Annotated in this window: 33 protein-coding genes; 26 read left to right on the forward strand and 7 right to left on the reverse strand. The window is 67.0% G+C overall.

The features are described 5' to 3' along the window. From rplP to ACFWZ1_RS05005, 21 genes are all read left to right on the forward strand, one after another. On the forward strand, positions 1-414 hold the full coding sequence (gene rplP, locus ACFWZ1_RS04905; protein WP_136259088.1) for a 50S ribosomal protein L16: 414 nt from the start codon (positions 1-3) through the stop codon (positions 412-414). Further along, positions 414-599 (forward strand): 50S ribosomal protein L29, encoded by a 186-nt coding sequence (gene rpmC, locus ACFWZ1_RS04910; protein WP_091340512.1) that lies wholly within the window; start codon positions 414-416, stop codon positions 597-599. The genes rplP and rpmC overlap by 1 nt, the downstream gene beginning before the upstream one ends. A gap of 12 nt (positions 600-611) precedes the next feature. Then, positions 612-872: a 30S ribosomal protein S17 gene (gene rpsQ, locus ACFWZ1_RS04915; RefSeq protein WP_231324165.1), complete on the forward strand. Its 261-nt coding sequence runs from the start codon at positions 612-614 to the stop codon at positions 870-872. Between the two features lie 13 nt (positions 873-885). Beyond that, entirely contained in the window at positions 886-1,254 is a 369-nt protein-coding gene (gene rplN, locus ACFWZ1_RS04920; protein WP_231324166.1) for a 50S ribosomal protein L14, read from the forward strand. Between the two features lie 15 nt (positions 1,255-1,269). Next, positions 1,270-1,584 carry a 50S ribosomal protein L24 gene (gene rplX, locus ACFWZ1_RS04925; RefSeq protein ID WP_231324167.1) on the forward strand — a complete coding sequence of 105 codons (315 nt, stop codon included), beginning with the start codon at positions 1,270-1,272 and terminating at the stop codon, positions 1,582-1,584. 12 nt (positions 1,585-1,596) lie between these two features. Continuing rightward, positions 1,597-2,136: a 50S ribosomal protein L5 gene (gene rplE, locus ACFWZ1_RS04930; RefSeq protein ID WP_091340520.1), complete on the forward strand. Its 540-nt coding sequence runs from the start codon at positions 1,597-1,599 to the stop codon at positions 2,134-2,136. A 31-nt stretch (positions 2,137-2,167) separates the two neighbouring features. After that, positions 2,168-2,473, forward strand: coding sequence for a 30S ribosomal protein S14 (rpsN, locus tag ACFWZ1_RS04935; RefSeq protein WP_439665626.1), 306 nt, complete (start codon positions 2,168-2,170; stop codon positions 2,471-2,473). Positions 2,474-2,683: 210 nt separating this feature from the next. Then, the gene (gene rpsH / locus ACFWZ1_RS04940) at positions 2,684-3,079 is read left to right on the forward strand and encodes a 30S ribosomal protein S8 (RefSeq protein ID WP_231324169.1); all 396 of its coding nucleotides are present in this window, start codon (positions 2,684-2,686) and stop codon (positions 3,077-3,079) included. A 9-nt stretch (positions 3,080-3,088) separates the two neighbouring features. Continuing rightward, positions 3,089-3,616 carry a 50S ribosomal protein L6 gene (gene rplF, locus ACFWZ1_RS04945; protein WP_231324170.1) on the forward strand — a complete coding sequence of 176 codons (528 nt, stop codon included), beginning with the start codon at positions 3,089-3,091 and terminating at the stop codon, positions 3,614-3,616. Positions 3,617-3,713: 97 nt separating this feature from the next. Next, positions 3,714-4,067, forward strand: a complete 354-nt coding sequence (rplR, locus tag ACFWZ1_RS04950) for a 50S ribosomal protein L18 (RefSeq protein ID WP_231324171.1) — start codon at positions 3,714-3,716, stop codon at positions 4,065-4,067. Positions 4,068-4,171: 104 nt separating this feature from the next. Next, a complete protein-coding gene (rpsE, locus tag ACFWZ1_RS04955; RefSeq protein WP_209619603.1) occupies positions 4,172-4,681 on the forward strand; it encodes a 30S ribosomal protein S5 in 510 nt (169 codons plus the stop codon). After that, positions 4,674-4,871: a 50S ribosomal protein L30 gene (rpmD, locus tag ACFWZ1_RS04960; protein ID WP_209619607.1), complete on the forward strand. Its 198-nt coding sequence runs from the start codon at positions 4,674-4,676 to the stop codon at positions 4,869-4,871. The genes rpsE and rpmD overlap by 8 nt, the downstream gene beginning before the upstream one ends. Then, positions 4,871-5,308 carry a 50S ribosomal protein L15 gene (rplO, locus tag ACFWZ1_RS04965; protein ID WP_175483825.1) on the forward strand — a complete coding sequence of 146 codons (438 nt, stop codon included), beginning with the start codon at positions 4,871-4,873 and terminating at the stop codon, positions 5,306-5,308. The genes rpmD and rplO overlap by 1 nt, the downstream gene beginning before the upstream one ends. Positions 5,309-5,312: 4 nt before the next feature. Further along, positions 5,313-6,638: a preprotein translocase subunit SecY gene (gene secY / locus ACFWZ1_RS04970; RefSeq protein ID WP_231324172.1), complete on the forward strand. Its 1,326-nt coding sequence runs from the start codon at positions 5,313-5,315 to the stop codon at positions 6,636-6,638. Between the two features lie 132 nt (positions 6,639-6,770). Further along, a complete protein-coding gene (gene rpsM, locus ACFWZ1_RS04975; RefSeq protein ID WP_231324173.1) occupies positions 6,771-7,127 on the forward strand; it encodes a 30S ribosomal protein S13 in 357 nt (118 codons plus the stop codon). Positions 7,128-7,139: 12 nt separating this feature from the next. Beyond that, positions 7,140-7,526: a 30S ribosomal protein S11 gene (rpsK, locus tag ACFWZ1_RS04980; RefSeq protein ID WP_007513384.1), complete on the forward strand. Its 387-nt coding sequence runs from the start codon at positions 7,140-7,142 to the stop codon at positions 7,524-7,526. 10 nt (positions 7,527-7,536) lie between these two features. Next, on the forward strand, positions 7,537-8,163 hold the full coding sequence (rpsD, locus tag ACFWZ1_RS04985; protein WP_231324174.1) for a 30S ribosomal protein S4: 627 nt from the start codon (positions 7,537-7,539) through the stop codon (positions 8,161-8,163). A 15-nt stretch (positions 8,164-8,178) separates the two neighbouring features. After that, a complete protein-coding gene (locus ACFWZ1_RS04990; protein WP_091340547.1) occupies positions 8,179-9,177 on the forward strand; it encodes a DNA-directed RNA polymerase subunit alpha in 999 nt (332 codons plus the stop codon). A 277-nt stretch (positions 9,178-9,454) separates the two neighbouring features. Further along, on the forward strand, positions 9,455-9,841 hold the full coding sequence (gene rplQ / locus ACFWZ1_RS04995; RefSeq protein ID WP_231324176.1) for a 50S ribosomal protein L17: 387 nt from the start codon (positions 9,455-9,457) through the stop codon (positions 9,839-9,841). A gap of 144 nt (positions 9,842-9,985) precedes the next feature. Continuing rightward, a complete protein-coding gene (locus ACFWZ1_RS05000; RefSeq protein ID WP_231324178.1) occupies positions 9,986-10,486 on the forward strand; it encodes a disulfide bond formation protein B in 501 nt (166 codons plus the stop codon). Between the two features lie 12 nt (positions 10,487-10,498). Then, entirely contained in the window at positions 10,499-11,872 is a 1,374-nt protein-coding gene (locus ACFWZ1_RS05005) for a class II 3-deoxy-7-phosphoheptulonate synthase (RefSeq protein WP_231324180.1), read from the forward strand. A gap of 194 nt (positions 11,873-12,066) precedes the next feature. On the opposite strand, the gene lepB is transcribed toward ACFWZ1_RS05005, so the two are convergent. Genes lepB through ACFWZ1_RS05020 form a run of 3 tightly spaced genes read right to left on the reverse strand, consistent with a single transcriptional unit; the run spans position 12,067 to position 14,621 of the window. After that, the gene (gene lepB, locus ACFWZ1_RS05010) at positions 12,067-12,741 is read right to left on the reverse strand and encodes a signal peptidase I (protein WP_439665627.1); all 675 of its coding nucleotides are present in this window, start codon (positions 12,739-12,741) and stop codon (positions 12,067-12,069) included. Positions 12,742-12,798: 57 nt separating this feature from the next. After that, positions 12,799-13,008, reverse strand: a complete 210-nt coding sequence (locus ACFWZ1_RS05015; protein ID WP_439665628.1) for a GDCCVxC domain-containing (seleno)protein — start codon at positions 13,006-13,008, stop codon at positions 12,799-12,801. Positions 13,009-13,013: 5 nt separating this feature from the next. After that, positions 13,014-14,621, reverse strand: coding sequence for an amidase (locus tag ACFWZ1_RS05020; RefSeq protein WP_439665629.1), 1,608 nt, complete (start codon positions 14,619-14,621; stop codon positions 13,014-13,016). A 119-nt stretch (positions 14,622-14,740) separates the two neighbouring features. Here ACFWZ1_RS05020 and ACFWZ1_RS05025 point away from each other — a divergent pair, with 119 nt between their 5' ends. Further along, positions 14,741-15,472, forward strand: coding sequence for a c-type cytochrome (locus tag ACFWZ1_RS05025; protein ID WP_439665630.1), 732 nt, complete (start codon positions 14,741-14,743; stop codon positions 15,470-15,472). Further along, positions 15,469-16,752, forward strand: coding sequence for a c-type cytochrome (locus ACFWZ1_RS05030; RefSeq protein ID WP_439665631.1), 1,284 nt, complete (start codon positions 15,469-15,471; stop codon positions 16,750-16,752). The genes ACFWZ1_RS05025 and ACFWZ1_RS05030 overlap by 4 nt, the downstream gene beginning before the upstream one ends. 46 nt (positions 16,753-16,798) lie before the next feature. Here ACFWZ1_RS05030 and ACFWZ1_RS05035 read toward each other — a convergent pair whose 3' ends face one another. Next, positions 16,799-17,308, reverse strand: a complete 510-nt coding sequence (locus ACFWZ1_RS05035; protein ID WP_439665632.1) for a mismatch-specific DNA-glycosylase — start codon at positions 17,306-17,308, stop codon at positions 16,799-16,801. Continuing rightward, entirely contained in the window at positions 17,292-17,981 is a 690-nt protein-coding gene (locus tag ACFWZ1_RS05040) for an ATP-binding protein (RefSeq protein WP_439665633.1), read from the reverse strand. The genes ACFWZ1_RS05035 and ACFWZ1_RS05040 overlap by 17 nt, the downstream gene beginning before the upstream one ends. Positions 17,982-18,151: 170 nt before the next feature. Between ACFWZ1_RS05040 and ACFWZ1_RS05045 the strand changes: the two genes are divergently transcribed. Continuing rightward, positions 18,152-19,246, forward strand: coding sequence for a mechanosensitive ion channel family protein (locus ACFWZ1_RS05045; RefSeq protein WP_439665634.1), 1,095 nt, complete (start codon positions 18,152-18,154; stop codon positions 19,244-19,246). Positions 19,247-19,304: 58 nt separating this feature from the next. On the opposite strand, the gene ACFWZ1_RS05050 is transcribed toward ACFWZ1_RS05045, so the two are convergent. Together ACFWZ1_RS05050 and ACFWZ1_RS05055 are read right to left on the reverse strand one after the other, a co-directional pair. Further along, a complete protein-coding gene (locus ACFWZ1_RS05050) occupies positions 19,305-20,660 on the reverse strand; it encodes a sensor histidine kinase (RefSeq protein ID WP_439665635.1) in 1,356 nt (451 codons plus the stop codon). Continuing rightward, positions 20,657-21,322: a response regulator transcription factor gene (locus ACFWZ1_RS05055; RefSeq protein ID WP_231324197.1), complete on the reverse strand. Its 666-nt coding sequence runs from the start codon at positions 21,320-21,322 to the stop codon at positions 20,657-20,659. The genes ACFWZ1_RS05050 and ACFWZ1_RS05055 overlap by 4 nt, the downstream gene beginning before the upstream one ends. A gap of 143 nt (positions 21,323-21,465) precedes the next feature. On the opposite strand from ACFWZ1_RS05055, the gene rng reads away from it, so the two are divergent. Next, positions 21,466-22,938, forward strand: coding sequence for a ribonuclease G (gene rng, locus ACFWZ1_RS05060; protein WP_231324199.1), 1,473 nt, complete (start codon positions 21,466-21,468; stop codon positions 22,936-22,938). Positions 22,939-22,977: 39 nt separating this feature from the next. Further along, positions 22,978-26,859: a YhdP family protein gene (locus ACFWZ1_RS05065; protein ID WP_439665636.1), complete on the forward strand. Its 3,882-nt coding sequence runs from the start codon at positions 22,978-22,980 to the stop codon at positions 26,857-26,859. The last annotated feature ends 89 nt before the right edge of the window (positions 26,860-26,948 follow it).

Consider the following 26,948-nt stretch of genomic DNA (forward strand, 5'->3'; position numbering starts at 1 on the left):
ATGTTGCAACCGAAGCGAACCAAATACCGCAAGCAGTTCAAGGGCCGCAACGATGGCCTGGCCCAGTGCTCGAACCTCGTCAGCTTTGGCGAGTACGGCCTGAAGGCGACCACCCACGGCGCGCTGACCGCGCGCCAGATCGAGGCGGCCCGTCGTTGCATCACCCGTTTCGTCAAGCGTGGCGGCAAGTTGTGGATCCGCGTGTTCCCGGACAAGCCGATCACCAAGAAGCCCATCGAAGTGCGTATGGGTGCCGGCAAGGGCGGCGTCGAGTTCTGGGTCGCCCCGATCCAACCGGGCCGCATGCTCTATGAAATCGAGGGCGTCGACGAGACCACGGCGCGCGAAGCGTTCCGCCTGGCCGCCGCCAAGCTCTCGGTGCAGACCCAATTCGTGACCCGGGCGGTGATGTGATGGCCACCAACGATCTGAACACCAAGTCGGCCGACGAGCTGAAGCAGCACCTGCTGGACCTGCGCAAGGAGCAGTTCAACCTGCGCATGCAGAAGGGTACCGGCCAGCTCAGCCAGCCGCACCAGCTGCGCCGCGTCCGGCGCGACATCGCCCGCACGAAGTTCGTGCTCGGCACGAAGAAGTAAGGGACCGCCGACATGAGCGACAACCAGAAGCAGGCGCGTACCCTCGAGGGTCGCGTCATCAGCAACAAGATGAACAAGACGGTCACCGTCCTGATCGAGCGCCAGGTGCAGCACGGCCTGCTGGGCAAGATCATCCGCCGGTCGACCAAGCTGCACGCGCAGGACGACATCGGTGCGAACGAGGGCGACCTGGTGCGCATCACCGAGTGCCGTCCGCTGTCCAAGACCAAGCATCACCGCGTGGTCGAAATCGTCACGCGCGCGGCCGTCTGAGGAGGGTGCAGACATGATCCAGATGCAGAGCACGCTTTCCGCGGCCGACAACAGCGGCGCCAAGGAACTGATGTGCATCAAGGTGCTCGGCGGTTCCCACCGTCGCTACGCCGCGATCGGTGACGTGATCAAGGTCACCGTGAAGGATGCGATTCCGCGCGGCAAGGTAAAGAAGGGCGAGGTCTACAACGCCGTGGTGGTGCGTACCGCCAAGGGCGTGCGCCGCGCCGATGGCTCGCTGATCCGTTTCGACGGCAATGCAGCGGTGCTCCTCAACAACAAGCTCGAGCCGATCGGCACCCGCATCTTCGGGCCGGTCACGCGTGAGCTGCGCGGCGAGAAGTTCATGAAGATCGTCTCCCTCGCGCCCGAAGTGCTTTGAGCGGAGATAAGAACCATGAACCGTATCCGCAAGGGTGATCAGGTCCTCGTGATCGCCGGCAAGAACAAGGGTCAGCGCGGTGACGTGCTGCGCGTGGATGGTGACCGCGTGTTCGTGTCCAACGCGAACATCGTCAAGCGCCACACGAAGCCGAACCCGCAGGCCAACCAGGCCGGCGGCATCGTCGAGCGCGAGGCTTCGATCCACATCTCCAATGTGCAGCCGTTCAACCCCGCCACGGGCAAGGGTGAGCGCGTGAGTGCCAAGACGCTCGAGGATGGGCGCAAGGTCCGCGTGTTCCGCTCCAATGGCGAACAGCTGGACGTGTAAGGAACAAATGTCATGACGCGCCTTGAAAGTTTTTACAAAGAACAGGTCGTTCCGAAGCTCACCGAGCGGTTCGGCTACGAGAACGTGATGCAGGTTCCGCGCATCACCAAGATCACCCTGAACATGGGTGTGGGCGAGGCTGCCGGCAACAAGAAGATTCTTGAGAACGCCGTGGCCGACATGACCAAGATCGCCGGTCAGAAGCCGATCACGACCAAGGCGCGCGTGTCCGTGGCCTCGTTCAAGATCCGCGACGGCTGGCCGATCGGCTGCAAGGTCACCTTGCGTCGCGCCAACATGTGGGAATTCCTGGATCGCCTGATCAACATCTCGCTGCCGCGTACCCGCGACTTCCGCGGTGTGTCCGGTCGCGCCTTCGATGGCCGTGGCAACTACAACTTCGGCATCAAGGAACAGATCATCTTCCCGGAAATCGACTTCGACGCGATCGACGCGATGCGTGGCATGGATATTTCCATCACCACCACCGCCAAGACCGACGAAGAAGCCAAGGCGCTGCTGGAAGCCTTCAGCTTCCCGTTCCGCAACTGATCGCGCCGAACTTAAGAGCGAGAGAAACGCAATGGCAAAGACCTCGATGGTCAACCGCGACATCAAGCGGACCAAGCTCGTCAAGAAGTACGCCGCCAAGCGCGCCGAACTGAAGGCGATCGTGGTGAACCCGAACGCCTCGTACGACGAGAAGATGGACGCGCAGACCAAGTTGCAGAAGCTGCCGCGCGACGCCAGCCCGGTGCGCCAGCGCAACCGCTGCGAACTGTCCGGTCGTCCGCGCGGCGTGTACCGCAAGTTCGGCCTGGGCCGCAACAAGCTGCGCGAAGCGACCATGCGCGGCGACGTGCCGGGCCTGCGCAAGGCCAGCTGGTAAGTCTCCAGGCGGCGGGCGTCCTTGCGCCCGCCACTCCGCAGGCCGCCTTCGCGGCTGCCCGGTGCATAAATCGCGCCGATGTTCGCTAAAAGTGGAAATAGCTGCTATAGTCGTCGGTCTGCGCAACGCAGGCTGGCTGCTTTTTGTCAGCTCACAATTTGATTGATTTCCGGTTTTATCGGATATCGGTGCACTCTGAAGGATGTTTTCATGAGCATGACTGATCCCATCGCCGATCTGTTTACGCGCATCCGCAATGCCCAGCTCTCGGGCAAGCAGGCCGTAAGCATGCCGTCGTCGAAGCTGAAGTTGGCGATCGCCAACCTCCTCAAGAACGAGGGCTACATCCTCGACGCCAAGTCTTCCGCCCAGGAAGGCAAGCCGGTGCTCGAGATCAAGCTCAAGTATTTCGAAGGCCGCCCGGCCATCGAGGCCATCTCCCGTGTTTCCCGCTCCGGCCTGCGCGTGTATCGCGGCAAGGACGAGCTGCCGAAGGTGCTCGGCGGCATGGGTATCTCGATCATTTCGACTTCCGCCGGTCTGATGACCGATGCACAGGCCCGCGCCAAGGGTCTGGGCGGCGAAGTCATCGGCCAAGTGGCGTAAGGAGTTTCCATGTCCCGCGTTGCCAAACAACCGATCAATCTGCCCAAGGGCGTGGAACTTAAGTCCGACGCCAGCGGCATTTCCGTCAAGGGCCCGAAGGGCACGCTGTCGATTCATGTCCTGCCGGGCGTGTCGGTGGCCGTCAATGACGGCGTCGCCAACATCACGCTCGCCGACGGCGCCGACGACAAGTTCGGCGGTACCGCGCGCGCCTTGCTGGCCAACATGGTCAAGGGCGTGTCCGACGGCTACGAGCGCAAGCTCGAGCTGGTCGGCGTGGGCTATCGCGCCTCGATGGCCGGCAAGGCGCTGAACCTCAGCCTGGGCTTTTCGCACCCGGTGGTGTTCAACGCGCCTGAAGGCATCACGCTCGAGACCCCGACGCAGACCGAGATCCTGATCAAGGGTACGGACAAGCAGCGCGTCGGCGAAGTTGCCGCCAAGATCCGTGGCTTCCGTCCGCCGGAACCCTACAAGGGCAAGGGCGTGCGCTATGCCGGCGAGAAGATCACCCTGAAGGAAGCCAAGAAGGCTTGAGTACGCTTTCCCTGCGTGTGGGAGCGGCCATCCATGGCCGCACTACTCACAAGAGCACTGCGTAACTACCGCCGATCCGCTTTCGAGGAACAGACAGATGAACAAGAACGAATCCCGCCTGCGTCGCGCCAAGTCCACGCGCGCCCACATCCGCAAGCTCGCCGTGGCCCGCCTGTCGGTCCATCGCACCGGTCAGCATCTTTACGCCCAGGTGTTCGACGCCTCCGGCGAAAAGGTCGTGGCGGCTGCCTCCACCGTGCAGAAGTCGGTGGCCGAAGGGCTGAAGGGCACCAAGAACCTGACCGCCGCCGCGGCGGTGGGCAAGGCCGTGGCCGAGCGTGCGCTCGCCGCGGGTATCGAGTCGGTCGCCTTTGACCGCTCCGGCTTCCGTTATCACGGTCGCATCCAGGCCCTGGCCGATGCGGCGCGCGAAGCGGGCCTGAAATTCTGAGGAACCGGGAGCGATTGCTCCTGGTCCCGTAGCACCACACACAACAACAAGCGGCCAAGCCGCAAGCAAAAGTCCCGGATGGTCCGGGCACACGGAATAGAGAAATGTCTTCGAACGATCGCGAAAATTCGGACGGCCTGCTCGAGAAGCTGATTGCCGTCAACCGCGTGGCCAAGACCGTCAAGGGTGGCCGCCAGATGAGCTTCACTGCGCTGACCGTGGTCGGCGACGGCGAAGGCAAGGTCGGTTTCGGCTATGGCAAGGCGCGTGAAGTGCCGGTTGCCATCTCCAAGGCGATGGACCGTGCCCGCCGCAACATGGTGAGCATCGACCTGAACAACGGCACCCTGTGGTACGCCATCAAGGCCAACCACGGCGCGGCTCGCGTGTTCATGCAGCCGGCTGCCGAGGGTACCGGCGTGATCGCGGGCGGCGCCATGCGTGCCGTGCTGGAAGTGGTCGGCGTCAAGAACGTGCTGGCCAAGGCGGTCGGTTCGCGCAACCCGATCAATCTGGTGCGCGCCACCATCAAGGGCCTGCAGGCGATCGCCTCGCCGAAGCGCATCGCCGCCAAGCGTGGCAAGACCGTGGAAGAGGTGATGGGCAATGGCTAAGAACAACGACACCGCCGCCACCGTGCGCGTGCGCCTGGTCAAGGGCCTGCGCGGCGTGCAGGGGCGTCACCGTCTCAGCGTCAAGGCGCTGGGTCTGAACAAGCTCAATGATGTCCGTGAACTGAAGGACAGCCCGCAGGTGCGTGGCCTGATCAACACGGTCTATTACCTGGTCCGGGTCGAGGAGTAATCATCATGCGTCTCAACGACATCAAGCCGGCTGCCGGTGCGCGCAAGACGCGCCTGCGCGTCGGTCGCGGTATCGGTTCGGGCCTGGGCAAGACTGCCGGCCGCGGCCACAAGGGTCAGCACGCCCGCGCCGGCGGCACCCACAAGTTCGGCTTCGAAGGCGGCCAGATGCCGCTGCAGCGTCGCCTGCCCAAGGTCGGCTTCCGCTCGAAGAAGAAGGCCGAGAGCCAGGAAGTGTTCCTGTACCAGCTTGCCAACCTGAAGGCGGACGTGATCGACCCGATCGCGCTGCACCAGGCGGGTCTGGTCGACAGCAAGGCGAAGAAGATCAAGGTCGTCGCCAAGGGCGAAATCGGCCGCGCGGTCAAGCTCTCCGGCGTGCTCGCCACGGCCGGTGCCAAGGCGGCCATCGAGGCTGCCGGCGGCAGCGTGGAGTAAGACGGTGGCGCAAGCCCAGGGCAATGCGCTCGGCGCGCTCGGCAAGCTGACGGAACTCCGCCAGCGCATCTTCTTCGTGATCGGTGCGCTGGTCGTCTTCCGTCTTGGCTCGTTCATTCCGGTGCCGGGCGTCAACCCGGAAGCCATGACGCGCCTGATCCAGGGCGGCGGTGGCCTGCTGAACATGTTCAACATGTTCTCCGGCGGGTCGCTCCAGCGCTTCTCGGTGTTCGCGCTAGGCGTGGTGCCGTACATCTCCGCGTCGATCGTGGTGCAGATGATGGGTTCGGTGGTACCGAGCCTTCAGGCGCTGCGCAAAGAAGGCGAGGCGGGTCGTCGCACGATGACCATGTACACGCGCTTCGGTACGGTGGGTCTGTCCGCGTTCCAGGCATTCGGTATCGCCGCGGCGCTGCAGTCTCAGACGGCTGCGGGCGGTGCGCCGGTGGTCTATACCCCCGGTTTCGGCTTCATCCTGGCGTCGGTCGTCGGTCTCACCGCCGGTTCGATGTTCCTGATGTGGCTGGGCGAGCAGATCACCGAGCGCGGTATCGGCAACGGGATTTCGCTGCTGATCTTCGCCGGCATCGTGGCGGGTCTCCCCGGCGCGGTGTCCAGCACCCTGGGCATGGCCAGCAATGGCGAGTTGTCGGTGCTGCGCCTGATCATGGTGGTGGGTCTGGTGCTGGCGGTAACTGCCTTCGTGGTGTTCATGGAGCGCGCCCAGCGGCGCATCACCGTGAATTACGCAAGGCGGTCCGGTGGGCAGCGGGCGTACATGAACCAGACCTCGCACCTGCCGCTGAAGATCAACATGTCGGGCGTGATCCCGCCGATCTTCGCCTCGAGTCTGCTGATGTTTCCGGCGACCGCGGTGAGCTGGTTCGGTGCCGGTCACCAGTCGCGCTGGCTGCAGAGCCTGACCCAGGCGATCGCTCCGGGCCAGCCGCTGTACGAGATCGTCTACGCGGTACTGGTGATCGTGTTCGCCTTCTTCTATACGGCGATCGTCTTCAACTCGCAGGAAACGGCCGACAACCTCAAGCGGTCGGGTGCACTGATCCCGGGTATCCGTCCGGGCCGGGCCACCGGCGAGTACATCGACGGCGTGATGACCAGGCTGACGGGCGTGGGTGCGATTTACCTGGTGCTGGTGTGCCTGGTGCCCACGTTCATGCAGAACTACTGGCACGTTCCGTTCTATTTCGGCGGCACATCGCTGCTGATCATCGTGGTGGTGGTCATGGACTTTACCGCCCAGGTGCAGGCGCATCTGGTCAGCCATCAGTACGAAAGTCTGCTCAAGAAGGCTAACCTCCGCCGCAGCTAGTGGCTGCTGGGGCGGTGGAGGCGGGTCACGTCGGAAGGCGGGCGGCACAGCGCCGCAGGGCTTTCCTGTTAGGGTAATTCAGGTTAAAATTGCGCGTTTACCGCGCAAGAAACGCATCGGAGAAAGTACATCATGGCGCGCATCGCGGGTGTCAATTTGCCGGTCCAGAAGCATGTCTGGGTTGGCCTGCAGAGCATCTACGGCATCGGCCGCAGCCGGGCCAAGAAGGTCTGTGCGGATGCCGGGGTGGTTCCGACCACGCCGATCAAATCCCTCAGCGAGGGCGAGGTGGAGAAGCTCCGCCACGAAATCGGCAAGTACGTTGTCGAGGGCGACCTCCGCCGTGAGGTGGGTATCGCCATCAAGCGCCTGATGGACCTGGGCACCTATCGTGGCCTGCGCCACCGTCGCGGCCTGCCGGTGCGCGGTCAGCGCACGCGTACCAATGCACGCACCCGCAAGGGTCCGCGTCGCGCGATCAAGAAGTAACGGATTCCAATTATGGCCAAGCCTGTCAAGACCAAGAAGAAGATCAAGCGCGTTGTCACGGATGCCGTGGCCCACGTGCAGGCCTCCTTCAACAACACCATCGTCACCATCACCGACCGCCAGGGCAACGCGCTGTCGTGGGCGACTGCCGGCGGCGCGGGTTTCCGCGGTTCGCGCAAGTCCACCCCGTTCGCTGCCCAGGTCGCTGCCGAGAAGGCTGGCCGCGCGGCCGGCGATTACGGCGTGAAGACCGTGGAAGTCCGAATCAAGGGCCCCGGCCCGGGCCGCGAGTCGGCCGTGCGTTCGCTGAACGCGCTGGGTTACAAGGTCCTGAACATCATCGATGTCACGCCGATCCCGCATAACGGCTGCCGTCCCCCCAAGAAGCGTCGAGTCTAAGGAGTAACCCATGGCCCGTTATCGTGGAGCTACCTGCAAGCTCGCCCGCCGCGAGGGTGCGGATCTCAGCCTGAAGAGCCCGGCGCGTGCGCTGGACTCCAAGTGCAAGCTTGAAAACAAGCCCGGCCAGCATGGCGCCAACAAGCGCATGCGCATGTCCGACTACGCCGTCCAGCTGCGCGAGAAGCAGAAGGTCAAGCGCATCTATGGCGTGCTCGAGCGCCAGTTCAGCAACTACTACACCAAGGCGTCGACCCTCAAGGGCAACACCGGTGAGAATCTGCTGCGCCTGCTCGAGAGCCGTCTGGACAACGTCGTCTACCGCATGGGCTTCGCGGTGACCCGCGCCCAGGCCCGCCAGCTCGTCGCCCACAAGGCGGTGCTGGTCAACGGCAAGAAGGTCAACATCCCTTCGTACCAGGTCAAGCCTGGCGACGAGGTTGCGCTGACCGAGCGCGCCCGCAGCCAGCTGCGCGTGCAGGAAGCGGCGACCGTGTTCGACACCATGGACCTGCGTCCGATCTGGCTCGAAGTCGATGCCAAGAAGTTCACTGGCACCTTCAAGTCGATGCCCGACCGCGGCGATCTGCCGTCGGACATCAACGAAGCCCTGATCGTCGAGCTGTATTCGAAGTAATTACCGGAGCCCTGCATGGCAGTTTCGTCAACTAGTGTGCTGCGGCCTCGTGGCCTCAGCGTCGAGCAGCTCGGAGCCAACCGCGCCAAGGTGGTGGTGGAGCCGCTCGAGCGTGGCTTCGGCCACACCCTGGGCAACGCGCTGCGCCGCGTGCTGCTCTCGTCGATCCCGGGCAGCGCCATCATCGAAGTGGAGATCGATGGCGTGCTGCACGAGTACACCACCCTTGAAGGTCTGCAGGAGGACGTGATCGAAGTCCTGCTCAACCTCAAGGACGTGGCCATCCGTCAGCACTCCGGCGACGAGGTCACCCTGACCCTGTCGAAGAAGGGCAAAGGCGTGGTCACGGCCGGCGACATCGTCGTCGACCATACCGTGGAAATCGTCAATCCCGAACACGTGATCTGCCACCTGACCAAGGACATCGCGCTCAACATGCGCCTGAAGGTGCGTCGCGGCGTCGGCTACCAGCCGGCCAGCGCGCGCCAGCATCCGGACGACGAAGCGCGTCCGATCGGCCGCCTGCAGCTCGATGCCTCCTTCGCTCCGGTGCTGCGTGTGGCCTATGAGGTCGACGCGGCGCGCGTGGAACAGCGCACCAACCTCGACAAACTGGTGCTCGACATCGAGACCAACGGCACCATCGGTGCGGAAGACGCGGTCCGCAAGGCCGCCGAGATCCTCAACGACCAGCTGTCGGTGTTCGGCGATTTCTCGCGTCGCGAGAGCGCTTCGGACAAGGCGGAGAAGGGCGGTTTCGACCCGCTGCTGCTGCGCCCGATCGACGACCTGGAGCTGACCGTGCGTTCGGCCAACTGCCTCAAGGCCGAGAGCATCTACTACATCGGCGACCTGGTGCAGAAGACCGAAGTCGAGCTTCTCAAGACTCCCAACCTGGGCAAGAAGTCGCTCACCGAGATCAAGGACGTGCTCGGTTCGCGCGGTCTGGCTCTCGGCATGAAGTTGGAAAACTGGCCGCCGCCGGGCCTTTCGCACGGCATGCAGCTGGGTTGATGTTTGCGGCGGCGATCGCGAGATCGCCGCCGGCGTTTCAAGCTGGCGGGTTCCGACCGGTTCGTGCCAGTCCTTGTTGAGCGGTCGTTTTGACCGCCCGTTGTGGGACCTGCTTGGTCCCAAGCGGTCCTTGCGATCGCCAGAGCAATAGACGGCCATTCATGGTCGCACTTCTCACGAGAGCCTGTTCTCAAAGGGCTCGGAACAGCGGGCAACCGCGGAAAGCCGGACACAACCGCCGGTTTTTCATAACAACAGACTGAAGAGAGTTCTCACCATGCGCCACCAGAAATCGGGCCGCAAGCTCAATCGCACCAGCTCGCACCGCGAAGCCATGTTCAAGAACATGGCCGCCTCGCTGATCAAGCATGAGCTGATTCGCACCACCCTGCCCAAGGCCAAGGAACTGCGCCGCGTCGCCGAGCCGCTGATCACGCTGGCCAAGGCCGATGGCGTCGCCAACCGCCGCCTCGCCTTCTCGCGCCTGCGCGACAAGGAAGCCGTGGGCAAGCTGTTCGTCGAACTGGGCCCGCGCTACCGCGAGCGTCCCGGCGGCTACCTGCGCATTCTCAAGTGCGGCTTCCGCCCGGGCGACAATGCCCCGATGGCCTACGTGGAGCTGGTCGACCGCCCGCAGAACGCCACGGCGGCCGAGGCCGAGTAAGCCTCCTGATATTCGGGCGTCCAGACGTCCAAACACGAAACCCTGGCCGGGCAACCTGCCGGGGTTTTTTGTTTTTCGGGACCGCTTGCTGACAGCGCCCCGGCAAGCGGGTAATGTCGACTTTCCGCAACGCAACAATCCGCCATGAACCCTCTGCACTGGTCGTACCGCATCAGCTTCCTCTTGGGCTTCGTCGTCTGCGCGGCCCTGCTCGGCTTTGCGCTGTACACCGAGTACGCGTGGGGGCTTGTCCCCTGCCCGCTGTGCATCTTCCAGCGCATCGGCTTCCTGGTGATGGCAGTTTTCTTCCTGATCGGCGCACTGCACGCGCCGCGGCGGGGGCTGCGTTGGATGTACACCGCCGGTGTGTTGACGGGGGCCTTGTGGGGCATCGCCGTGGCGGGTCGGCATTTGTGGATCCAGTCGCTGCCGGCCGACCAGGTGCCTTCGTGCGGGCCACCGCTCGATTACATGTTCGACGCCTTCCCGTTCGCGCAGGTGCTGCGCATGGTGTTTACCGGCTCGGGCGAATGCGCCAAGGTCGAGCCTGTTCTCGGACTGCCGATGCCCGCCTGGACCCTGCTGTGGTTCGTGCTGTTGGCGATCCTCGCACTCGTCGCCACCGCGCGTCGCCGCAATAGCTGACCGGACATCCTCGTGAACAACCGACCGAACCGATTGGCCGAACTGCCCGCAGACTGGACACCGGCATCGTGGCAGCGACGCGTGGCATTGCAGCAGCCGCAATACCTGGATGCGGCGGAACTGGCGCGGGCCACGACGCAACTGGCCGCGCTGCCGCCCCTGGTGACTTCCTGGGAAGTGCTTGCGCTCAAGCAGGCCTTGGCCGAAGCGCAAGACGGCGAGCGGTTCCTGCTGCAAGGCGGCGACTGCGCCGAGAGTTTCGCAGACTGCACCAGTCCGGTGATTTCCAACCGGCTCAAGGTCTTGTTGCAGATGAGCCTGGTGCTCGTGCATGGGCTGAAGAAACCCGTGCTGCGCGTTGGCCGGTTCGCAGGCCAGTACGCCAAGCCGCGTTCGGCCGACACGGAGACGCGCGACGGCGTGACGCTCCCCAGTTTTCGCGGCGACGTGGTCAACGGTCCGGCCTTCACCGCCGAGGCGCGCCGCGCCGATCCGCAGCGATTGATCCAGGCCCATGCGCACTCCGCGTTGACCATGAACTTCGTGCGTGCCCTGATCGACGGCGGCTTTGCCGACCTGCATCATCCCGAATACTGGGATCTGGCCTGGGTCGAGCATTCACCGCTGGCCGCCGACTACCGGCGCATGGTCGCCGCCATCGGCGACTCGCTGCGCTTCATGGAAACCCTCGCCGGCCCCATTGCCAGCTTTTCGCGGGTGGATTTTTTCACCTCGCACGAGGCGCTGCTGCTGCACTACGAGCAAGCACTGACCCGCGAGGTGCCGCGCAATCCCGGCTGGTTCAACCTGTCCACGCACTTCCCCTGGATCGGCATGCGCACGGCTGCGCTGGACGGTGCGCACGTGGAGTACTTCCGCGGTATCCGCAACCCGGTCGCGGTGAAGGTCGGTCCTTCGGTCACCGCCGATCAGTTGCTACCGCTGATCGACGCGCTCAACCCGCACGACGAACCCGGACGGTTGACCCTGATCCATCGCATGGGCAACGCCGGCATCGCCCGTGCGCTGCCGCCGCTGCTGGAGGCGGTCAGGCGCGAGGGGCGGCGTGTGCTGTGGGTGGCCGATCCGATGCACGGCAATACCGAAAGCACTTCCAACGGCTACAAGACTCGCCGCTTCGACAATATCCGTGGCGAGCTTGACCAGGCATTCGACATCCATGCGGCGTCCGGCACGCGGCTGGGCGGTGTGCATCTGGAACTGACCGGTGAGGATGTCACCGAATGCATGGGCGGCGCGCGCGACCTGTCCGAGTCGGATCTCAAGCGCGCGTACAAGTCGATGGTCGATCCAAGGCTCAATTACGAGCAGTCGCTGGAGCTGGCCATGCTTATCGTGCGCAAGTCCGAGGGTGCCGGCGGCTGATGCCGGCCTGTCGCATGATTGCCCAGTCATCCCGCCCATGGAGGAAAGGGGGTTGACCGAAGGGCGTTGAGGTCCTTTCGTTCAATAAAGGGAAAAGCAAAAGGGAAAGCCCGCTCTTGCCCGGGCGCCTACGAGGAGCCTCGGTAGGCTGCGGACGGCCGACCAGCTCGCTCACGCCTGCAGCGACTGTTGCGCTAGTGCAGTGTCAATCCCCACCGATCTGCCCGGGGCAGGCCGTGCCTCGCCGGATCGAGCGACAAGGCCACGAAACGCGCCCGACCGACGATCTCCTCGCGGGGTACGAAACCGAAGAACCGCGAGTCATAGCTGTCGTCGCGGTTGTCCCCCATGGCGAGGTAATGCCCCGCCGTTACGGTGACGGGGCCGTAGTTGCTGGCGGGGCTCGGCAGGTAGCGCGACAGCCGGACGAGATGGCCGGGTCCGTCCAGCGATTCCACCGCATAGCTGGCCGGTAGCGCCCGGTCCGCCGCGATGCCTGCCACGCGGGCGGGCTGGTAACGTGCCGCGTGCCCGTTGACGTAGAGCACGTTGCCGCGCAGCGCGACGGTATCGCCCGGCAGGCCGATCACGCGCTTGACCAGCCGCTCGCCGGTCGCGGCGGAGTCGATGATCACGATGTCTCCGCGCTGCGGGTCCGCCCGGTGCAGCAGGGAGACATGGGTGAACGGCAGCCGCAGGTCGTAGGCCATCCGGTCGACCACGATGCGGTCGCCGATGCGGATGGTCGGTTGCATCGAACCGGTGGGAACGGTGTTCCAGTCGGCCAGCGCGCTGCGGAACATCAGCATGCCGAGCAGAAAAAGAAAGAAGCCGCGGTTGCGCAGCAGGAAGCGCGAAAAAGCGTGCATGGCCATGTCCTTGCCAGGGAGGCCGGTGTCAGACCGCCGTCGGGCTCGACGGTTCCCTCATCGGCAACATCCCTTTTGGGCCTGGACCGGCGGGCACGGCACGTCGCCCCAGGAGCAGAACACGCAGCAGTCGCCGGGCTTCGGCTTGAGCAACGCACCGCAGCCGGGGCAGTCGTGGAAGAACAGGCAGGCGTCGGTCGGCATGGTTTCCACCGACCGATGCCCACAACGCGGGCAGGTCAACGTGCTTTGCAGGCGCGGCTGCACGGCGCTCAGGGCAAGCCCGCCACCGACTTGCCGCCCACCGTATCCAGGAAGCGCGGCGGCTGCCAGGCCCGGGCATGCTGCTCGAAGCCGTAGGCGATCGAGATCAGCGTGGGCTCGCTCCACCTGGCGCCGAACAGCACGATGCCGACCGGCAGGTCGTGCGCGAATCCCGCTGGCACGGTGATGGATGGATAGCCCGCCACCGCCGCGGGCTGCGACGCGCCACCCACGGTCGGATCGCCGCTGACGATGTGGTCGCCGAGCACCGGGTCGGTGACGAAGGCCGGTCCCCAGGACGGTGCGAGCAGGGCGTCCAGGTGGTCCTTGGTCAGCGCCGCGTCGATGCCCTCGGGCCCGGCCAGCCGTTTCGCCTTGGCCAGCGCATCGGTGTAGTTCTTATCGGTCAGCGGACCCTTGCCCTGCGCTTGTTCGAACAGTTCCTGGTCGAACCAGGGCATCTCCTGTTCGGCATGCGCCTTGTCGAACGCGATCAGGTCGGCCAGCGTCTTCACCTTGAGGTTCGGTCGCGTGGCGAGATAGGCATTGATGTCGTGCTTGAACTCGTACAGCAGCACGGTCATTTCCGGTCCCCCCAGATCCGCCAGGTGGGGCACGGTTACCGGGTCCACGATGACCGCGCCCTGTGCCTTCATCAGCGCGATCGCCTGCTCGAGCACGCGATCGGCATTGGGCTCGGCGCCGGCGAGCTGGCGCACCACGCCGATGCGCTTGCCCTTGAGGCCGTTGGGGTCGAGGAAGCGGGTGTAGTCGGTGGCGTGCTTGTCGGCCTCGGCCGTGGCCGGATCGCGCGGATCGCTGCCCGCGATCACGCTCAGCAGCGCCGCGGCGTCGGCCACGCTGCGCGCCATCGGGCCGGCGGTGTCCTGGCTGTGCGCGATCGGCACGACGCCGCTGCGGCTGACCAGGCCCAGCGTCGGCTTGATGCCGACGATGCCGTTGCTAGCGGCCGGACAGATGATCGAGCCGTCCGTCTCGGTGCCGATCGCCACGGTCACCAGGCCCGCCGCCACCGCCGCGCCGGAACCGGCGCTGGAACCGCATGGGTTGCGATCGAGCACGTAGGGGTTCTTCGTCTGCCCGCCGCGACCGCTCCAGCCGCTGCTGGCGTGGTTGGAACGGAAGTTGGCCCACTCGCTCAGGTTGGTCTTGCCCAGCACCAGCGCGCCGGCCTTGCGCAGCCGCTCGACCAGTCCCGCGTCGCGGGGCGCCGGAGCGTCGGTGAGCGCCAGCGAGCCGGCGGTCGTGAGCATGCGGTCGCCGGTGTCGATGTTGTCCTTGAGCAGCACCGGCACGCCGTACAGCGGCCCGCGCTTGGCCTTGGCGCGCCCGGCATCCAGCGCCGCGGCAAGCTTGAGCGCGTCCGGATTGGTTTCGATCACCGACCGCAGCGTGGGCCCGGCCTGGTCGAGCTGCGCGATGCGGTCGAGGAACTGCCGCGCCAGCGTACGACTGTCCAGCGTGCCGGCGTCCATCTGCTGCTGCAATTGGTCGATCGAGGCGAAGGCCAGCGGTTGGGCCGGTTGGGCCGCCATCGCCGGGGCGGCGAGCAACAGGGCGATGAGCGGGGCAAGGCGGGCGGGCGAGGGTTTCACGGCGGCCTCCGGTGGGTCGGTGTGCAATGGCGCATGACGGTGCGGCATGGTGTCGCGCTGACGCAGCATATCCTTCCCGCGCGCCGGTCGCGCATCAGACGCTACCTATAATCCGACGCATGAGCCTGCTTTCCTCCGTGTGCCTGGCGCCGGCCATCCTGGTTGTCGCGCTGTTCGCCACCGTCGCCCGGGCCGCCGATGCCCCGACCGTGCCCGATACCCTCAAGCAGCGCATCGCCGCCTGCACCGCCTGTCATGGCGAGCACGGCGAGGGTACGCCCGAGAGCGGCTTCTTCCCGCGCCTGGCCGGCAAGCCGGCTGGCTACCTGGCGCGGCAGATCCGCAATTTCCAGGATGGCCTGCGCAAGTACGCGCCGATGGAATACACGGTGCGCGGACTGACGCCCGAATACATGCACGAGATCGCCGTCTACTTCGCCGCGCAACAGGTGCCCTACCAGCCCTCGCCGCTGCCGCGCGTCACCGATGCGATCCTCGAGCGCGGCCAGGTGTTGGCGACCCAGGGCGATCCGGCGCGCAAGGTGCCGGCCTGTGCTGCCTGCCACGGCGAGCGCCTGACCGGCGTGGAACCGGATATTCCCGGGCTGATCGGCCTCCCCTACGACTACATCAGCGCCCAATTGGGCGCGTGGCGCACCCACACTCGCGCGATGGTGGCCCCCGATTGCATGGCGGCCATCGCCAGCCGCCTGAGCGAGGCGGACATCACCGCGGTATCGGCCTGGCTGGCCAGCCATGAGGTGCCCGCCGACACCCATGCCCAGCCGGCCGGATCAGTGAAGCCTCCATTGGCCTGCGGTGTCCTGGGCACGAAGGATGCGAAGCGATGAAGTGGCTGTTGCGTGCGTTTTTCGCCTTGCTGGTGCTGGCCGTAGCCGTCCTGGCCTGGTGGTTGTCCGCGCGCCACCACGCCGCCTTGCCGCCCTCGCAGACCACTGCGGCCAGGTTGCAGGAACCTGCGTTGATCGCCCGCGGCGCGTACCTCGCGACGGTCGGCGACTGCGCGGCTTGCCACACCGCCCAAGGCGGCAAGCCATACGCCGGCGGGCGCGCGCTGCCCACCCCGTTCGGCGACGTTCCCGCACCCAACCTCACGCCCGACGATGCCACGGGACTGGGGCAGTGGTCGTTCGACGCGTTCTGGCGCGCGCTGCACGAAGGCATCGGGAGGGACGGCCACGCGCTTTATCCGGCCTTCCCTTACACCTCCTACACGCGGGTGAGCCGCGAGGACGCGTTCGCCCTGTTCGCCTACCTCAGGACCCTGCCGCCGGTACGCAACCATACGGCCGCGCCATCGCTGCGTTTTCCCTACGACCTGCGGGCGGGCCTGACCACCTGGCGCACGCTCTATTTCCGCCCCGGCGAATTCGTGCCTGATCCGAAGCAGTCGGCCGAATGGAATCGCGGCGCCTACCTGGTGCAGGGCCTGGGCCACTGCAACGAGTGCCACGTCGCGCGCGACAACCTCGGCGGCCTGCCCAGCAACGAGACGCTCACCGGCGGACAGATTCCCGCGCAGAACTGGTACGCCCCGGATCTGAGTACCCACGCCCACGGTGGTCTGGAAGGCTGGGGTACGGACGACATCGTGACCTTGCTCAGGACCGGGCAGTCCCGCAAGGGAGCAGCCTTCGGTCCGATGGCCGACGTGGTCATGCAGAGCACGCAGCACATGCATGAAGAGGACCTGCGCGCCATCGCGGTTTACCTGCAGTCGCTGCCGCCGCGTCCCGCGCCCGCCAACAAGGGCAGCCAGGTCGACGCCACCGCGCTGCTCGACCGCGGCGCCGGTGTGTATGGCCGACAGTGCGCCAGTTGCCATGGCAAGGACGGCCGGGGCGTGGCGGGCGTGTACCCGCCGCTGGCCGGCAACACCTCGGTGACCGAACCGACCGGCATCAATGCCATCCGCATCGTGCTGCTCGGTGGTTTCTCACCCACCACCGCCGCCCACCCGCGTCCCTACTCGATGCCCCCGTTCGCCCAGCAACTGAGCGATGGTGACGTGGCCTCGGTAGTCAGCTACATCCGCCACGCCTGGGACAACAATGCCGCTCCGGTGATGGAGCGTGACGTCGCCGCGTATCGACACACGCCTGTCGAATAACAAGCCGGCGGGGCTGTCGCGGGGCGGCCGCCGCGCGGGCCGCACGCTATCCGGCGGCCAGTCTTGCCAGTGCGCGCCAGGGCTCGAGGTCCCAGTGCCCGCGCGCCTGGCCCGAAGGCGAGGGCAGGGTGACCACGCGGGTTTGTCCGATCCGCTCGGGTTGCAATCCACAATCCCCGATCGGCCGGCCAAGCGCCGCGCGCGCGGCGGTCTTGCTGGTAAAGGCGAGCAGCCGCGGTTGGAAGCGTTCGATCTTGGCGAGCAGCGCGGGGACGTCGAACGCATCGCGCGGCAGATCGGCATCGTTGCCGCTGTGACGCTTGGCAAGGTCGGTGAGGCCGATGCCCAGGTCCAGCAATTGCGGGTACTCGGTCGGTCGGAGGCGACGCGGCGTGATGCTGGCCTCGAACAGCGCGCGCCAGAACAGATTGCCTGGGTGCGCGTAGTACGCGCCCTCGCGCGCCGAGCGCTCGCCGGCCGCGGTGCCGCAGAACACCAGCGCAAGGCCCGGACGCAGCAGGTCGGGCAGTACGTGCTGCTCAGCCGGTAGCTTCATCGAGCATGAAATCGGTGAACTGGAAACGCTCGTCACGCAACACCGACTCGCCGCGGCGCAGGCGCAGGTCGCGCGTGAAGAGCGGGCCGCCGTAGCTCAGCGTGTGGAATTCGCCGCGCTCGCCGCAGGAATCTACGCCAGCGGGCAGGCTGTCGAGCAGGGCGCCGTCGTAGGGGCGGCCGCAGTACTCCGCCGCCAGCTGGTGCGTATCCACGCAGCAAAGCAGCGCGCGATGCCCTTGGCCCACGAAGCGGCGCGACAGCGCCTCGGTATCCTCGCCCCAGATCGGAAACACCGCTCGCCACTCGGCGCGCCCGAGCTGGCGCACGCGGTAGTCGCGCACGTCCTGCAGGAACAGGTCACCGAAGGCGCAGTGGCGAATGCCTGGCCAGCGCATGCGCGCCTCGGCGAGCGCGTGTTCGTGCGCCGCTTCGTAGGCCTCGTTGCTGCCGGGCCAGTCCATCTCCACTTCCAGCAGCGGCAGGCCCAGCGCATCGGCCTGCGCGAGCAGGATGTCGCGGCGCACGCCGTGCATGGCGATGCGCCCGTAGGTGCGATTGACGGTCGTCAACAGCGCGGCGACCTGCCACTGCGGATCGGCGCGCAGCCGCTCAAGGGCCATCAGGCAGTCCTTGCCGCCGCTCCATGCGAGGAGGATGGGAGTCGCAGTCATCGTCCTACTCTACGGCACGCCGAACTCCGCAGGTGGACTTCGGCTCATGCTGCCGGTGAGCGAAGAGCGGGAGGGTAATGTCCACACCTACGGTGTCAGGCTGGCCGTCTGAACGTTCCGCCTATGGCCTGCCCACGCGGCGTGGACGCGCGGACGGGCAGGGTTGGGGGATGACGGAAAACCTGCTGGAGATATGGAACCACCAGCCCTGGGTCCGCCTGGGCGTGACGGTAGTCGTGGCCTTGCTGGTTGCGATCGTCGTCCACCGGCTGGTGCGTGCGTTGCTGTGGCGCTTCAGCGAGGGCCATCCGATGGCGCGCGAAATGCTCAGGCAGGCGCGTTCGCCGATGGGTTGGCTGGTTCCTTTGCTGGTGCTCGTGGTGGCGTTGCATACGCGACCGGAAGCGGATCAGTTGCGCGTGGCCGGAACCGCCGAACAGATCCTGGTGATCGCCCTGATCGCGGTGGCCACCTGGCTGGGCGTGCGCTGCATCAACGCGGTCGAGTTCTTCTTCTGCCGGCGCTTTCCGGTCAACACCGAGAACAACCTGCGCGCGCGGCGGGTGCTTACCCAGGCGCGCGTACTGGGACGCACGGGCTCGGTGTTGCTGATCCTCATCGGCCTGGCCGCCTGCCTGATGATGATCCCCGGCGTGCGCCAGATCGGCGCCAGCCTGCTCGCCTCGGCTGGCTTGGCGGGGCTGGCCGTGGGCCTGGCCGCCAAGCCGGTGCTGAGCAACCTGATCGCCGGCCTGCAGATCGCCATCACCCAGCCGATCCGGCTGGACGACGTGGTGATCATCGAAGGCGAGTGGGGCCGCATCGAGGAGATCACCGGCACCTACGTGGTGGTGCGCATCTGGGACGAGCGGCGGCTGGTGGTGCCGCTGAACTGGTTCATCGAGAACCCTTTTCAGAACTGGACGCGCACCAGTTCGCAGCTGATCGGCACCGTTTACCTGTGGCTGGACTACCGCGTGCCGCTGGAACCGCTGCGCGAGGAGGTCAGGCGCTTGTGCAAGGAAGCGACGCAGTGGGATGGGCGCGTCTGCGTGCTGCAAGTGACCGACACTACCGATCGCACGCTGCAGATACGCATCCTCGCCAGTTCGGCCGACTCGGGCAGCAATTTCGATCTGCGCTGCCATGTGCGCGAGGGGATGATCGCGTTCGTCCAGCAGCACTATCCGGACAGCCTGCCGCGGATGCGCGCGGAGGTAGGAGAACCGCCGGGAGTGGTCGACCAGCTACGAGAACATCCGTAGGTGGGCTAGAGCCCACCGCCGCCCAGTGGAAAGCCCGGTGGGCCGCACCCTTCGGTGCTCAGTTCAACGCCCATGCCAGCCGTGCATGGACCCGGCCGTCGCGGAGTTCGAAGCACAGCTCCATGCCGAGCGCTTCGGCCGCGGCGTGCGCGAGTGCCAGCCCCAGGCCCGCATGCCCGGCGTGTGGCGGCTGCTTGCGCCAGAAGCGTTGGCCGAAGCGCGCGAGGTCGGCCGGTTCCAGTTCGGGTGCGGCGTTGCTTATGCGCAGGCTCTCGGCATCCAGGTCGATCCGCACCGTATCGCCGGCGGGCGCATAGGCGCGGGCGTTGCCGAGCAGGTTTCCCAGCACGACCTCCAGCAACGCCGGATCGGTGTACAGGCTGGCCGGCGGCCTGCCTGACACGGACAGCGCAACGCCCCGTCCAGCCACATGCGCGCGCTGGCGCTGGAACTGACGCTCGAGCCAGGGCGCCAGTTCCAGCGGCTGGCGTTGCGGGTGCTCCAGGCCCGACTGCAGGCGGGTGAGCAACAACAGCGCGGCGACGGTCGCTTCCAGCTCCGCGCCGATCTGGCCGATCTCGCCAAGAATCTGCCCCAGATCTCGCCCGCTCGGATAGCGCGCCTCCACCTCGGCCAGCGCGCGCAGTTCGGCCAGCCGCGTGCGCGTTTCGTGGGCCAGGCCGCTGGCGAACTGGCGCTCGCGGGCGAGGCCCTCGTCCATCCGCACCAGCACGTCGTTGAAGCGCGTCACCAGCGGGTCGAGCTCGCGCATGCCGCTGGCGGGCAGTCGTTGTCCGGGGGCATGCGGGCCGATGTCGCGCATGCGCTCGACCAGCGCGCGCACCGGCTTGAGGCCCCGCCGCACGATCAGCGGCACGGCCGCCAGCGCGACCAGCAGCGCCAGCGCGGGACCCAGGGCGAGAATCCAGTCCAGCGTGGTCAGCAGGCGATCGAACGCGCGGCGGTCCTGCACGAAAAGCAACGCACAGCGGTGCGTGGGTGGTCGGGTGGAGGAGGGCTCCTGGAAGGCGAACATCACCGCACCCAGCCGTCCGGACCCGTGGTGAAGGTTGACGAAGCGCGGCGTGGCCCCGGCGGCCGCAGGCCAGTCGCGAGGCATCGCCGGTGGCGGTGGCGTGCTGTGTTGGGAAGGCATGCCCTCGCAGCGCAACTCGTACCATTCGCCGTCGCTGCCCCCGAGCAGCCCCGCGGGCCCCTGCGGTTCGCCGGCCTCCTGCTCGATCTCCACCACCGTGGTAAGCGCCTGCGCCTGGGTCAGGAGATTCTCGCGGTAGCGGGTTTCCATCGCGTGGTCGATGCGCCAGTCCATCAGCAGCGCACCGCCGCCGAGCAGGGCCAGGCTGGTACCCACCAGCAGCAGGGTGATGCGTGCCGCGAGCGAGGGCGGTTTCACGGGATCAGGTAACCAGCGCCGCGGCGGGTTTCGATCAGGCCGGCCAGCCCGGCGGCATCGAGCTTGCGGCGCAGGCCGAACACCAGCACTTCGACACTGCGATCGGAGACGTCGGTATCGCTGCCGGCGGTGCGTTCGAGGATTTCCTGGCGCGTGAAGGCGCGCCCGCGGTGGCGCAGCAGCAAGCCCAGCACGGCGAATTCGCGCGGCGTGAGCGGCAGGGGCTGGCCATCCACGCTGGCGCGCTGGGCCAGCGGGTCCCACGCCAGCGCGCCCAGCGTCAGGACCACCGGTTGTGCCTGCAGTGGCCGGCGTGCCAGCGCGTGCAGGCGGGCGACCAGTTCGTCGAAGGCGAAGGGCTTGACCAGGTAATCGTCGGCACCGGCATTGAGCGCCTCGATGCGATCCCCCACCTGGTCACGCGCGGACAGTACAAGCACGCGCGGGCGCCGTCCGCCGGCGGGCAGGGTGCGCAGCACACCCAGGCCGTCCAGCCTCGGCAGCATCAGGTCCAGCACGACCAGGTCGTAGTCGTAGCCGGCCAGGAAGCCCTTGGCCTCGATACCGTCTGCCGCCGCGTCGACCGTGAAGCCGGCGCCCCGCAGGCCGTGCTGCAGGGTGCCGCGCAGGCGTTCGGAATCTTCCACCAGCAGGAGTTTCATGTGGGCGGAGTCTACCCAGTGGGCGGCCGTTGCGCCCGCCGGAAGGATGGCGGGGTTGGAGGCTGTCCCTCCGTCCCATGGGCAGGCGCATCGACAGTTTCATCGCCCACCCGCTATAAAGACACAGATCAACGGGGGTGGGTGTGAGCGAAGAGATTCTGATCAACGTGACGCCCCGTGAAACCCGGGTGGGCGTCGTCGAGAACGGCATGCTGCAGGAGGTGCACGTCGAGCGCGCCTCCCGGCGTGGCTATGTGGGCAACGTGTACAAGGGCCGCGTGCAGCGGGTGATGCCCGGCATGCAGGCGGTGTTCGTGGAAATCGGGCTGGAGCGCGCGGCGTTCCTGCACGCCTCGGATATCGTGCGCCCGCCGCTGCCCGAGGGTGCCGAGGTGCATGGCAATGGCCACACGCCCTCGATCAGCGAGCTGGTGCACGAGGGCCAGGAGATCGTCGTGCAGGTGGTCAAGGACCCGATCGGCACCAAGGGTGCGCGCTTGTCCAGCCACTTGTCGATTCCTTCGCGCTACCTCGTGCTGCTGCCACATGCACGCACCCTGGGCATCTCAGCGCGTATCGAGGACGAGACCGAGCGTGCGCGCCTGAAGGACGTGCTCGGCGGGCTCATCGGCGAAAATCCGCTCGGTTACATCGTGCGGACCAACGCCGAAGGGCAGTCGGCCGAGTCGCTGGCCTTCGACGTGACCTACCTCAGCAAGGTCTGGCGCGTGGTGCAGGAGAACATCGCCAAGGCCAAGGTCGGCGAGCGCGTCTACGAGGAACTCTCGTTGCCGTTGCGCAGCCTGCGCGACATGCTCACCGACGACATCGAGAAGGTCCGCGTCGACTCGCGCGAGACGCACGAGAAAGTGGTCAAGTTCGTGCACAAGTTCATGCCCAGCCTGGACGACCGCATCGAACACTATGCCGGCGAGCGGCCGATCTTCGACCTCTATGGCGTGGAGGACGAGATCCAGCGCGCGATGAAAAAGGAAGTGCCGCTCAAATCCGGCGGCTACCTCATCGTCGACCAGACCGAGGCGATGACCACGATCGACGTCAACACCGGCGGCTACCTCGGCACGCGCAACCTGGAGGAGACGGTCTACCGCACCAACCTGGAGGCCGCCCAGGCGGCCGCGCGCCAATTGCGCCTGCGCAACCTCGGGGGCATCATCATCATCGACTTCATCGACATGAACGATGAGGAGCACAAGCGCCAGGTGATCCGCATGCTGGAGAAGGGCCTGGCGCGCGATCACGCCAAGACCACGGTCTATCCGATGTCGGCGCTGGGCCTGGTCGAGATGACCCGCAAGCGCACCACCGAAAGCCTGGAGCGCCAGCTGTGCGAGCCGTGCCCGGCCTGCGGCGGGCGCGGCACCATCAAGACCGCCGAGACGGTCACCTACGAGATCTTCCGCGAGATCACCCGCGCAGTGCGCCAGTTCAACGCCGAGAAGCTGCTGGTGATGGCCAGCCCCAAGGTCGTCTCGCGCATCCTCGAAGAGGAATCGGCGGCGGTGGCCGAACTGGAGGAGTTCATCTCCAAGAGCATACGCTTCCAGCCGGAAGAGCATTACTCGCAGGAACAGTTCGATGTGGTCTTGCTGTAAGCGAAGGATTGCCCGCAACGCCCGCCGGGACGGAACGAGGTGAACGCGCGCTGGCGACAGCGCCTGCACCTGGCACTGCGCGGCCTCGGCTGGGGCGCCGGCATCGCGGTGATCACGCTGGCCGTGCTGGTCGCGCTGGCGCAATTGCTGCTGCCGCTGCTGGCGCGCCATCCGCAATGGGTCGCCGCCCAGCTCTCCGAGCGCCTGCATCGACCAGTGAGCTTCGCTTCGATGGAGGGCCATTGGCGCGGTTCCGGACCGCTGTTCGTGATGCGCGACGTCACCGTCGGCCCCGGCCCCGGCGGCGGCAGCCCGCTGCATCTGCCCGAGTCGGAACTCAAGATCGACTTCGGCAGCTGGCTGTTGCCTTCGCGGCACATGCTCGATCTGCGCGCGCGCGGATTGGAGCTGGACCTGAGCCACGGCGCGCAGGGCCGCTGGCACGTCAACGGCATCGGCGGACCCGATGGCGGTGCGCGGCAGGACTTTTCGATGGGCCCGGTCTCGCTGGGCATCTGGCTGCGCGACCTGCGCCTGATCGTCACCGACGAGGCCAGCGGGCGTCGTTACGCCGTGCTTGCCGACCAGTTGCGGCTGAGCCGGCAAGGCAGCCGCGTTCGCTTTGGCGTGGTGCTGCAGCGCGAGGGTGCGAGCGGCCAGTGGCGTGGTGCCGGCAGCTTTCGCGAGGACGGCAGCGAGGGCCGCCTATGGCTGGCCGGCGATCGGTTCGACCTGCGCACGCTGCTCGGCGACGTGGCGATGGACGGCTATGTGGCCAAAGCCGGTACCGGCAGCCTGGCCGCCTGGCTGGACTGGAAGGATCGCAAGGTCGTGCGCGCCACCTTGCGCCTGGACCTTGCCGGCCTTGCCGTCGAGGGGCCCGCGGGAACCGCGCGGGTGCCCGTCCTGCGCGGGATGGCTGGCATCAGCCAGAGCGCGGACGGTTACGAGGTTCGCTATGCCGCCGACAACGGCGGGGCGCTGGCGCTGGCGCTGCACCGGCCGGAGAGCACGCCGAGCGTGAGCCTGGCGGCGCGTGATCTCGACCTCGCGCCGCTGCTGCCATGGCTGGCGCTCAAGCCCGGCCTGGCGCCGTCGCTGGGGGCCTGGCTCGGTAGCGGACATCCGCATGGCCTGCTGAAGCGGGCCGCGCTGCAATGGTCGCGTGCAGGCGGCGTGCGGGATCTGCAGGTGTCGTTCTCGAATGCCGGCATCGACGCGATCGGCAAGTTGCCCGGCATCAGCCGCCTCGACGGCACGCTGCGCGGGGATGCGCAGGGCTTTGCGCTGGAACTCCCGGCGCAGGCCACCGTGGTGGACGCAACCCCAGGCTTCCGCATGCCGTTCGCGCTGACGCAGCTGGCCACCACCGTAGCGGCCTGGCATGCCGACGGGGCGTGGCAGGTCGGCATCGACCCGCTGGCGTTCCAGGGCGAGGGCTTCGCCGGCAGCGCGCGCGGCACGATGGCGCTGCCCGACGATGGGCGCCGGCCCTTCCTCGATCTCTATGCGCACATCGACCAGGCACAGGTAGTGGCCGCCAAGTTGTTCTGGCCGGTCGATTCCATGTCGCCGACCGCCATCGAATACCTGGACCGCGCCCTGGTCGCGGGTACGGTGGACGCGGGCGACCTCATCGTGCGCGGCAGTCTGGCCGACTGGCCGTTCCGCCACAACGAAGGCCGCTTCGAGGCGCATGCGCGCATCAGCGGCCTCACCTTCGACTACGGCGAGGGCTGGCCGCTGGCCACGGGACTATCCGTGGACGCGAGCTTCGTCGGCAACGGCATGTTGGCCGAGGCCCAGGGTGGCGAGTCGCTCGGCATCAAGATCGATCGCGCGGTGGCGCTGATCCCCGAGTTCTCCGACACCACGGTCGATCTCAACGCACAGGGAAATGGCAGCGGCGCGGACCTGATCAAGTTCCTTCGGCAAAGCCCGATCGCGCGCGACCAGGCCGACACGCTGGCCAAGTTGCGCCTGGGCGGCAGCGGTGCGTTCGGCTTCCACCTGTCACTGCCGGTGAAGGACACCCGGGCGCTGCGACTGGATGGCAGCGCCCGGCTCACCGGCATGGACGTGGACGCGCCCGAGTGGAAGCTCAAACTGGACAAGCTGAATGGGCCGGTGAGCTTCGACGCCCACGGCGTGCACGCCGGTCCGCTCGCCGGCGGTTTCCGCGGCCAGCCCTCGTCGCTGGACCTGGCGATCGCCGATGCGACCGGCCAGCCGGACACGGTGCTCTCGGCGCGGCTCCAGGGGCGCTATGCCATCGCCGAACTGGTGCAGGGCTATCCGCAACTTGAATGGCTGGGCAAGGCCGCCCAAGGGCGCAGCGACTACACGATCGGCTTCGACATCGCCCACGGCGGTGGCGGTGAGTCGGTGCAGACGCTCAGCGCCGACAGCACGCTCGCCGGCACCACGCTGAAGCTTCCGGTGCCTCTGTCCAAGCCGGCCGATGCCGTGCTGCCGTTGCACCTGACCGTGGGCTTGCCGGTGGATAACGCCCGGCTGGACGTGGCGCTGGGCGACGTGATGCGCGCGCGCTTCCGCCTCCCCGCGGGCGACACCCAGCCGCTGGCCGCGGCGATCGCTTTCGGCACCGCCATGCCCGAGAGCCTGCCGGACCGGGGCCTGCGCATCCGTGGCCACGCCACGGCGCTCGACGTGTCCGGCTGGGTGCAGCATGCGGTAGCCGGCAGCAGCAGCGATGGCCCCGGTCTGGAGAGCATCGACGCCCAGGCCGACCGCGCGCTGGTGTTCGAACACGATTTCCCGCAGATGCATATCAAGGCCATGCCCGGGGCCGACGGGCTGGCGATCGACGTGGACAGTCCGGCGCTGGCCGGCCATGTGGACGTGCCCGCGGCCGACCTGCGCAAGCGCGGCATCACCGCACGCCTGCAACGACTGTACTGGCCGCAGGCGGCGCCACCGCCCGCGGGCAAGCCCCCGAGCCCGGCCCGAGGCGCCGCGCAGCCAACGCCTGCTGTCACGTCGCAACCCCCGGCCGAACCGTTGGCCGATCCGTCCGCTACGGGCATCGAGCCGGGGTCGCTGCCGCCGTTCCACTTGTGGATTGGAGACCTGCGACTGGGCGCGGCCCGGCTTGGCGAGGCGCGGCTGGAGACCTGGCCAACCGCGCAGGGCATGCACATCGACCAGTTGCGCGCGCTGTCCAAGAGTGTGCAGCTCAATGCCGGCGGCGACTGGAACGGCACGGCGCAGGCCAGCCACACGCAGATGCGCATCGACTTCGCGGCGCAGAACCTGGGCAGCATGCTGACCGCCTTCGGGTACGAAGGGCTGTTCAACGGCGGCAAGACGCATGCGGTGCTGGATGCGAGCTGGCCCGGAGCGCCCACGTCCTTCGCGCTGGCGAACATGACCGGCACGCTGGGCATCGACGTCAGCCACGGCCGTATTCCCGAGCTCGCTCCTGGCGTGGGACGTCTGTTCGGGCTGGTTTCAGTGGCCGAGTTGCCGCGACGCCTCACGCTCGATTTCGGCGACGTGTTCGGCAAGGGGCTGGCGTTCGATTCGATCAAGGGCGACTTCCGCTTCGCCGACGGCAACGCCACCACCGACAACCTGCAAATCCGCGGGCCCGCCGCGGACATCGACATTCATGGCCGCACCGGCCTGCGCACGCGCGACTACGACCAGCAGGTCTACGTGCTGCCACACGTGGGCAACAGCTTGCCGGTGGTCGGCGCGGTGGTCGCCGGACCGGTTGGGGCCGCCGCCGGTTTCGCCGTGCAGGGGCTGCTCGGCAAGGGGCTGAACAAGGCCGCCAGCGCGCGCTACCACGTCACCGGGAGCTGGGAAAAGCCGGTGTTCACGCTGGTGGAAAAACACGAGGCGCAGCCGGTGCCCGCCACTTCGGTCCCGGCACCGGCGTCAAGCGCGGGACGCTGAAACCAGTCGTTGCAAGGTCGCGCCCCTTCCGCCCCGCCTGCCGTCACCTTCCACGCGTTCGCGGGGAAGGTTCGGCAAGCACGACGCGA

The sequence above is a fragment of the Frateuria sp. GZRe14 genome, from assembly GCF_051900395.1.
Lineage (GTDB): Bacteria > Pseudomonadota > Gammaproteobacteria > Xanthomonadales > Rhodanobacteraceae > Frateuria_A > Frateuria_A edaphi.

Bases quoted from the DNA above. Each gene is read 5' to 3' on its own strand.
- rplP (WP_136259088.1), top strand. From the start codon at position 1: ATGTTGCAACCGAAGCGAACCAAATACCGCAAGCAGTTCAAGGGCCGC.
- ACFWZ1_RS05000 (WP_231324178.1), top strand. From the start codon at position 9,986: ATGAACCCTCTGCACTGGTCGTACCGCATCAGCTTCCTCTTGGGCTTC.
- rpsH (WP_231324169.1), top strand. From the start codon at position 2,684: ATGAGCATGACTGATCCCATCGCCGATCTGTTTACGCGCATCCGCAAT.
- ACFWZ1_RS05030 (WP_439665631.1), top strand. From the start codon at position 15,469: ATGAAGTGGCTGTTGCGTGCGTTTTTCGCCTTGCTGGTGCTGGCCGTA.
- ACFWZ1_RS04990 (WP_091340547.1), top strand. From the start codon at position 8,179: ATGGCAGTTTCGTCAACTAGTGTGCTGCGGCCTCGTGGCCTCAGCGTC.
- rplR (WP_231324171.1), top strand. From the start codon at position 3,714: ATGAACAAGAACGAATCCCGCCTGCGTCGCGCCAAGTCCACGCGCGCC.
- rpsE (WP_209619603.1), top strand. From the start codon at position 4,172: ATGTCTTCGAACGATCGCGAAAATTCGGACGGCCTGCTCGAGAAGCTG.
- rplQ (WP_231324176.1), top strand. From the start codon at position 9,455: ATGCGCCACCAGAAATCGGGCCGCAAGCTCAATCGCACCAGCTCGCAC.
- ACFWZ1_RS05040 (WP_439665633.1), bottom strand. From the start codon at position 17,981: ATGACTGCGACTCCCATCCTCCTCGCATGGAGCGGCGGCAAGGACTGC.
- rpsQ (WP_231324165.1), top strand. From the start codon at position 612: ATGAGCGACAACCAGAAGCAGGCGCGTACCCTCGAGGGTCGCGTCATC.
- ACFWZ1_RS05035 (WP_439665632.1), bottom strand. From the start codon at position 17,308: ATGAAGCTACCGGCTGAGCAGCACGTACTGCCCGACCTGCTGCGTCCG.
- rpsK (WP_007513384.1), top strand. From the start codon at position 7,140: ATGGCCAAGCCTGTCAAGACCAAGAAGAAGATCAAGCGCGTTGTCACG.
- rpsD (WP_231324174.1), top strand. From the start codon at position 7,537: ATGGCCCGTTATCGTGGAGCTACCTGCAAGCTCGCCCGCCGCGAGGGT.
- rpmD (WP_209619607.1), top strand. From the start codon at position 4,674: ATGGCTAAGAACAACGACACCGCCGCCACCGTGCGCGTGCGCCTGGTC.
- rpsN (WP_439665626.1), top strand. From the start codon at position 2,168: ATGGCAAAGACCTCGATGGTCAACCGCGACATCAAGCGGACCAAGCTC.
- lepB (WP_439665627.1), bottom strand. From the start codon at position 12,741: ATGCACGCTTTTTCGCGCTTCCTGCTGCGCAACCGCGGCTTCTTTCTT.
- rpsM (WP_231324173.1), top strand. From the start codon at position 6,771: ATGGCGCGCATCGCGGGTGTCAATTTGCCGGTCCAGAAGCATGTCTGG.
- ACFWZ1_RS05055 (WP_231324197.1), bottom strand. From the start codon at position 21,322: ATGAAACTCCTGCTGGTGGAAGATTCCGAACGCCTGCGCGGCACCCTG.
- ACFWZ1_RS05025 (WP_439665630.1), top strand. From the start codon at position 14,741: ATGAGCCTGCTTTCCTCCGTGTGCCTGGCGCCGGCCATCCTGGTTGTC.
- rpmC (WP_091340512.1), top strand. From the start codon at position 414: ATGGCCACCAACGATCTGAACACCAAGTCGGCCGACGAGCTGAAGCAG.
- rplE (WP_091340520.1), top strand. From the start codon at position 1,597: ATGACGCGCCTTGAAAGTTTTTACAAAGAACAGGTCGTTCCGAAGCTC.
- rplN (WP_231324166.1), top strand. From the start codon at position 886: ATGATCCAGATGCAGAGCACGCTTTCCGCGGCCGACAACAGCGGCGCC.
- rplF (WP_231324170.1), top strand. From the start codon at position 3,089: ATGTCCCGCGTTGCCAAACAACCGATCAATCTGCCCAAGGGCGTGGAA.
- rplX (WP_231324167.1), top strand. From the start codon at position 1,270: ATGAACCGTATCCGCAAGGGTGATCAGGTCCTCGTGATCGCCGGCAAG.
- ACFWZ1_RS05045 (WP_439665634.1), top strand. From the start codon at position 18,152: ATGACGGAAAACCTGCTGGAGATATGGAACCACCAGCCCTGGGTCCGC.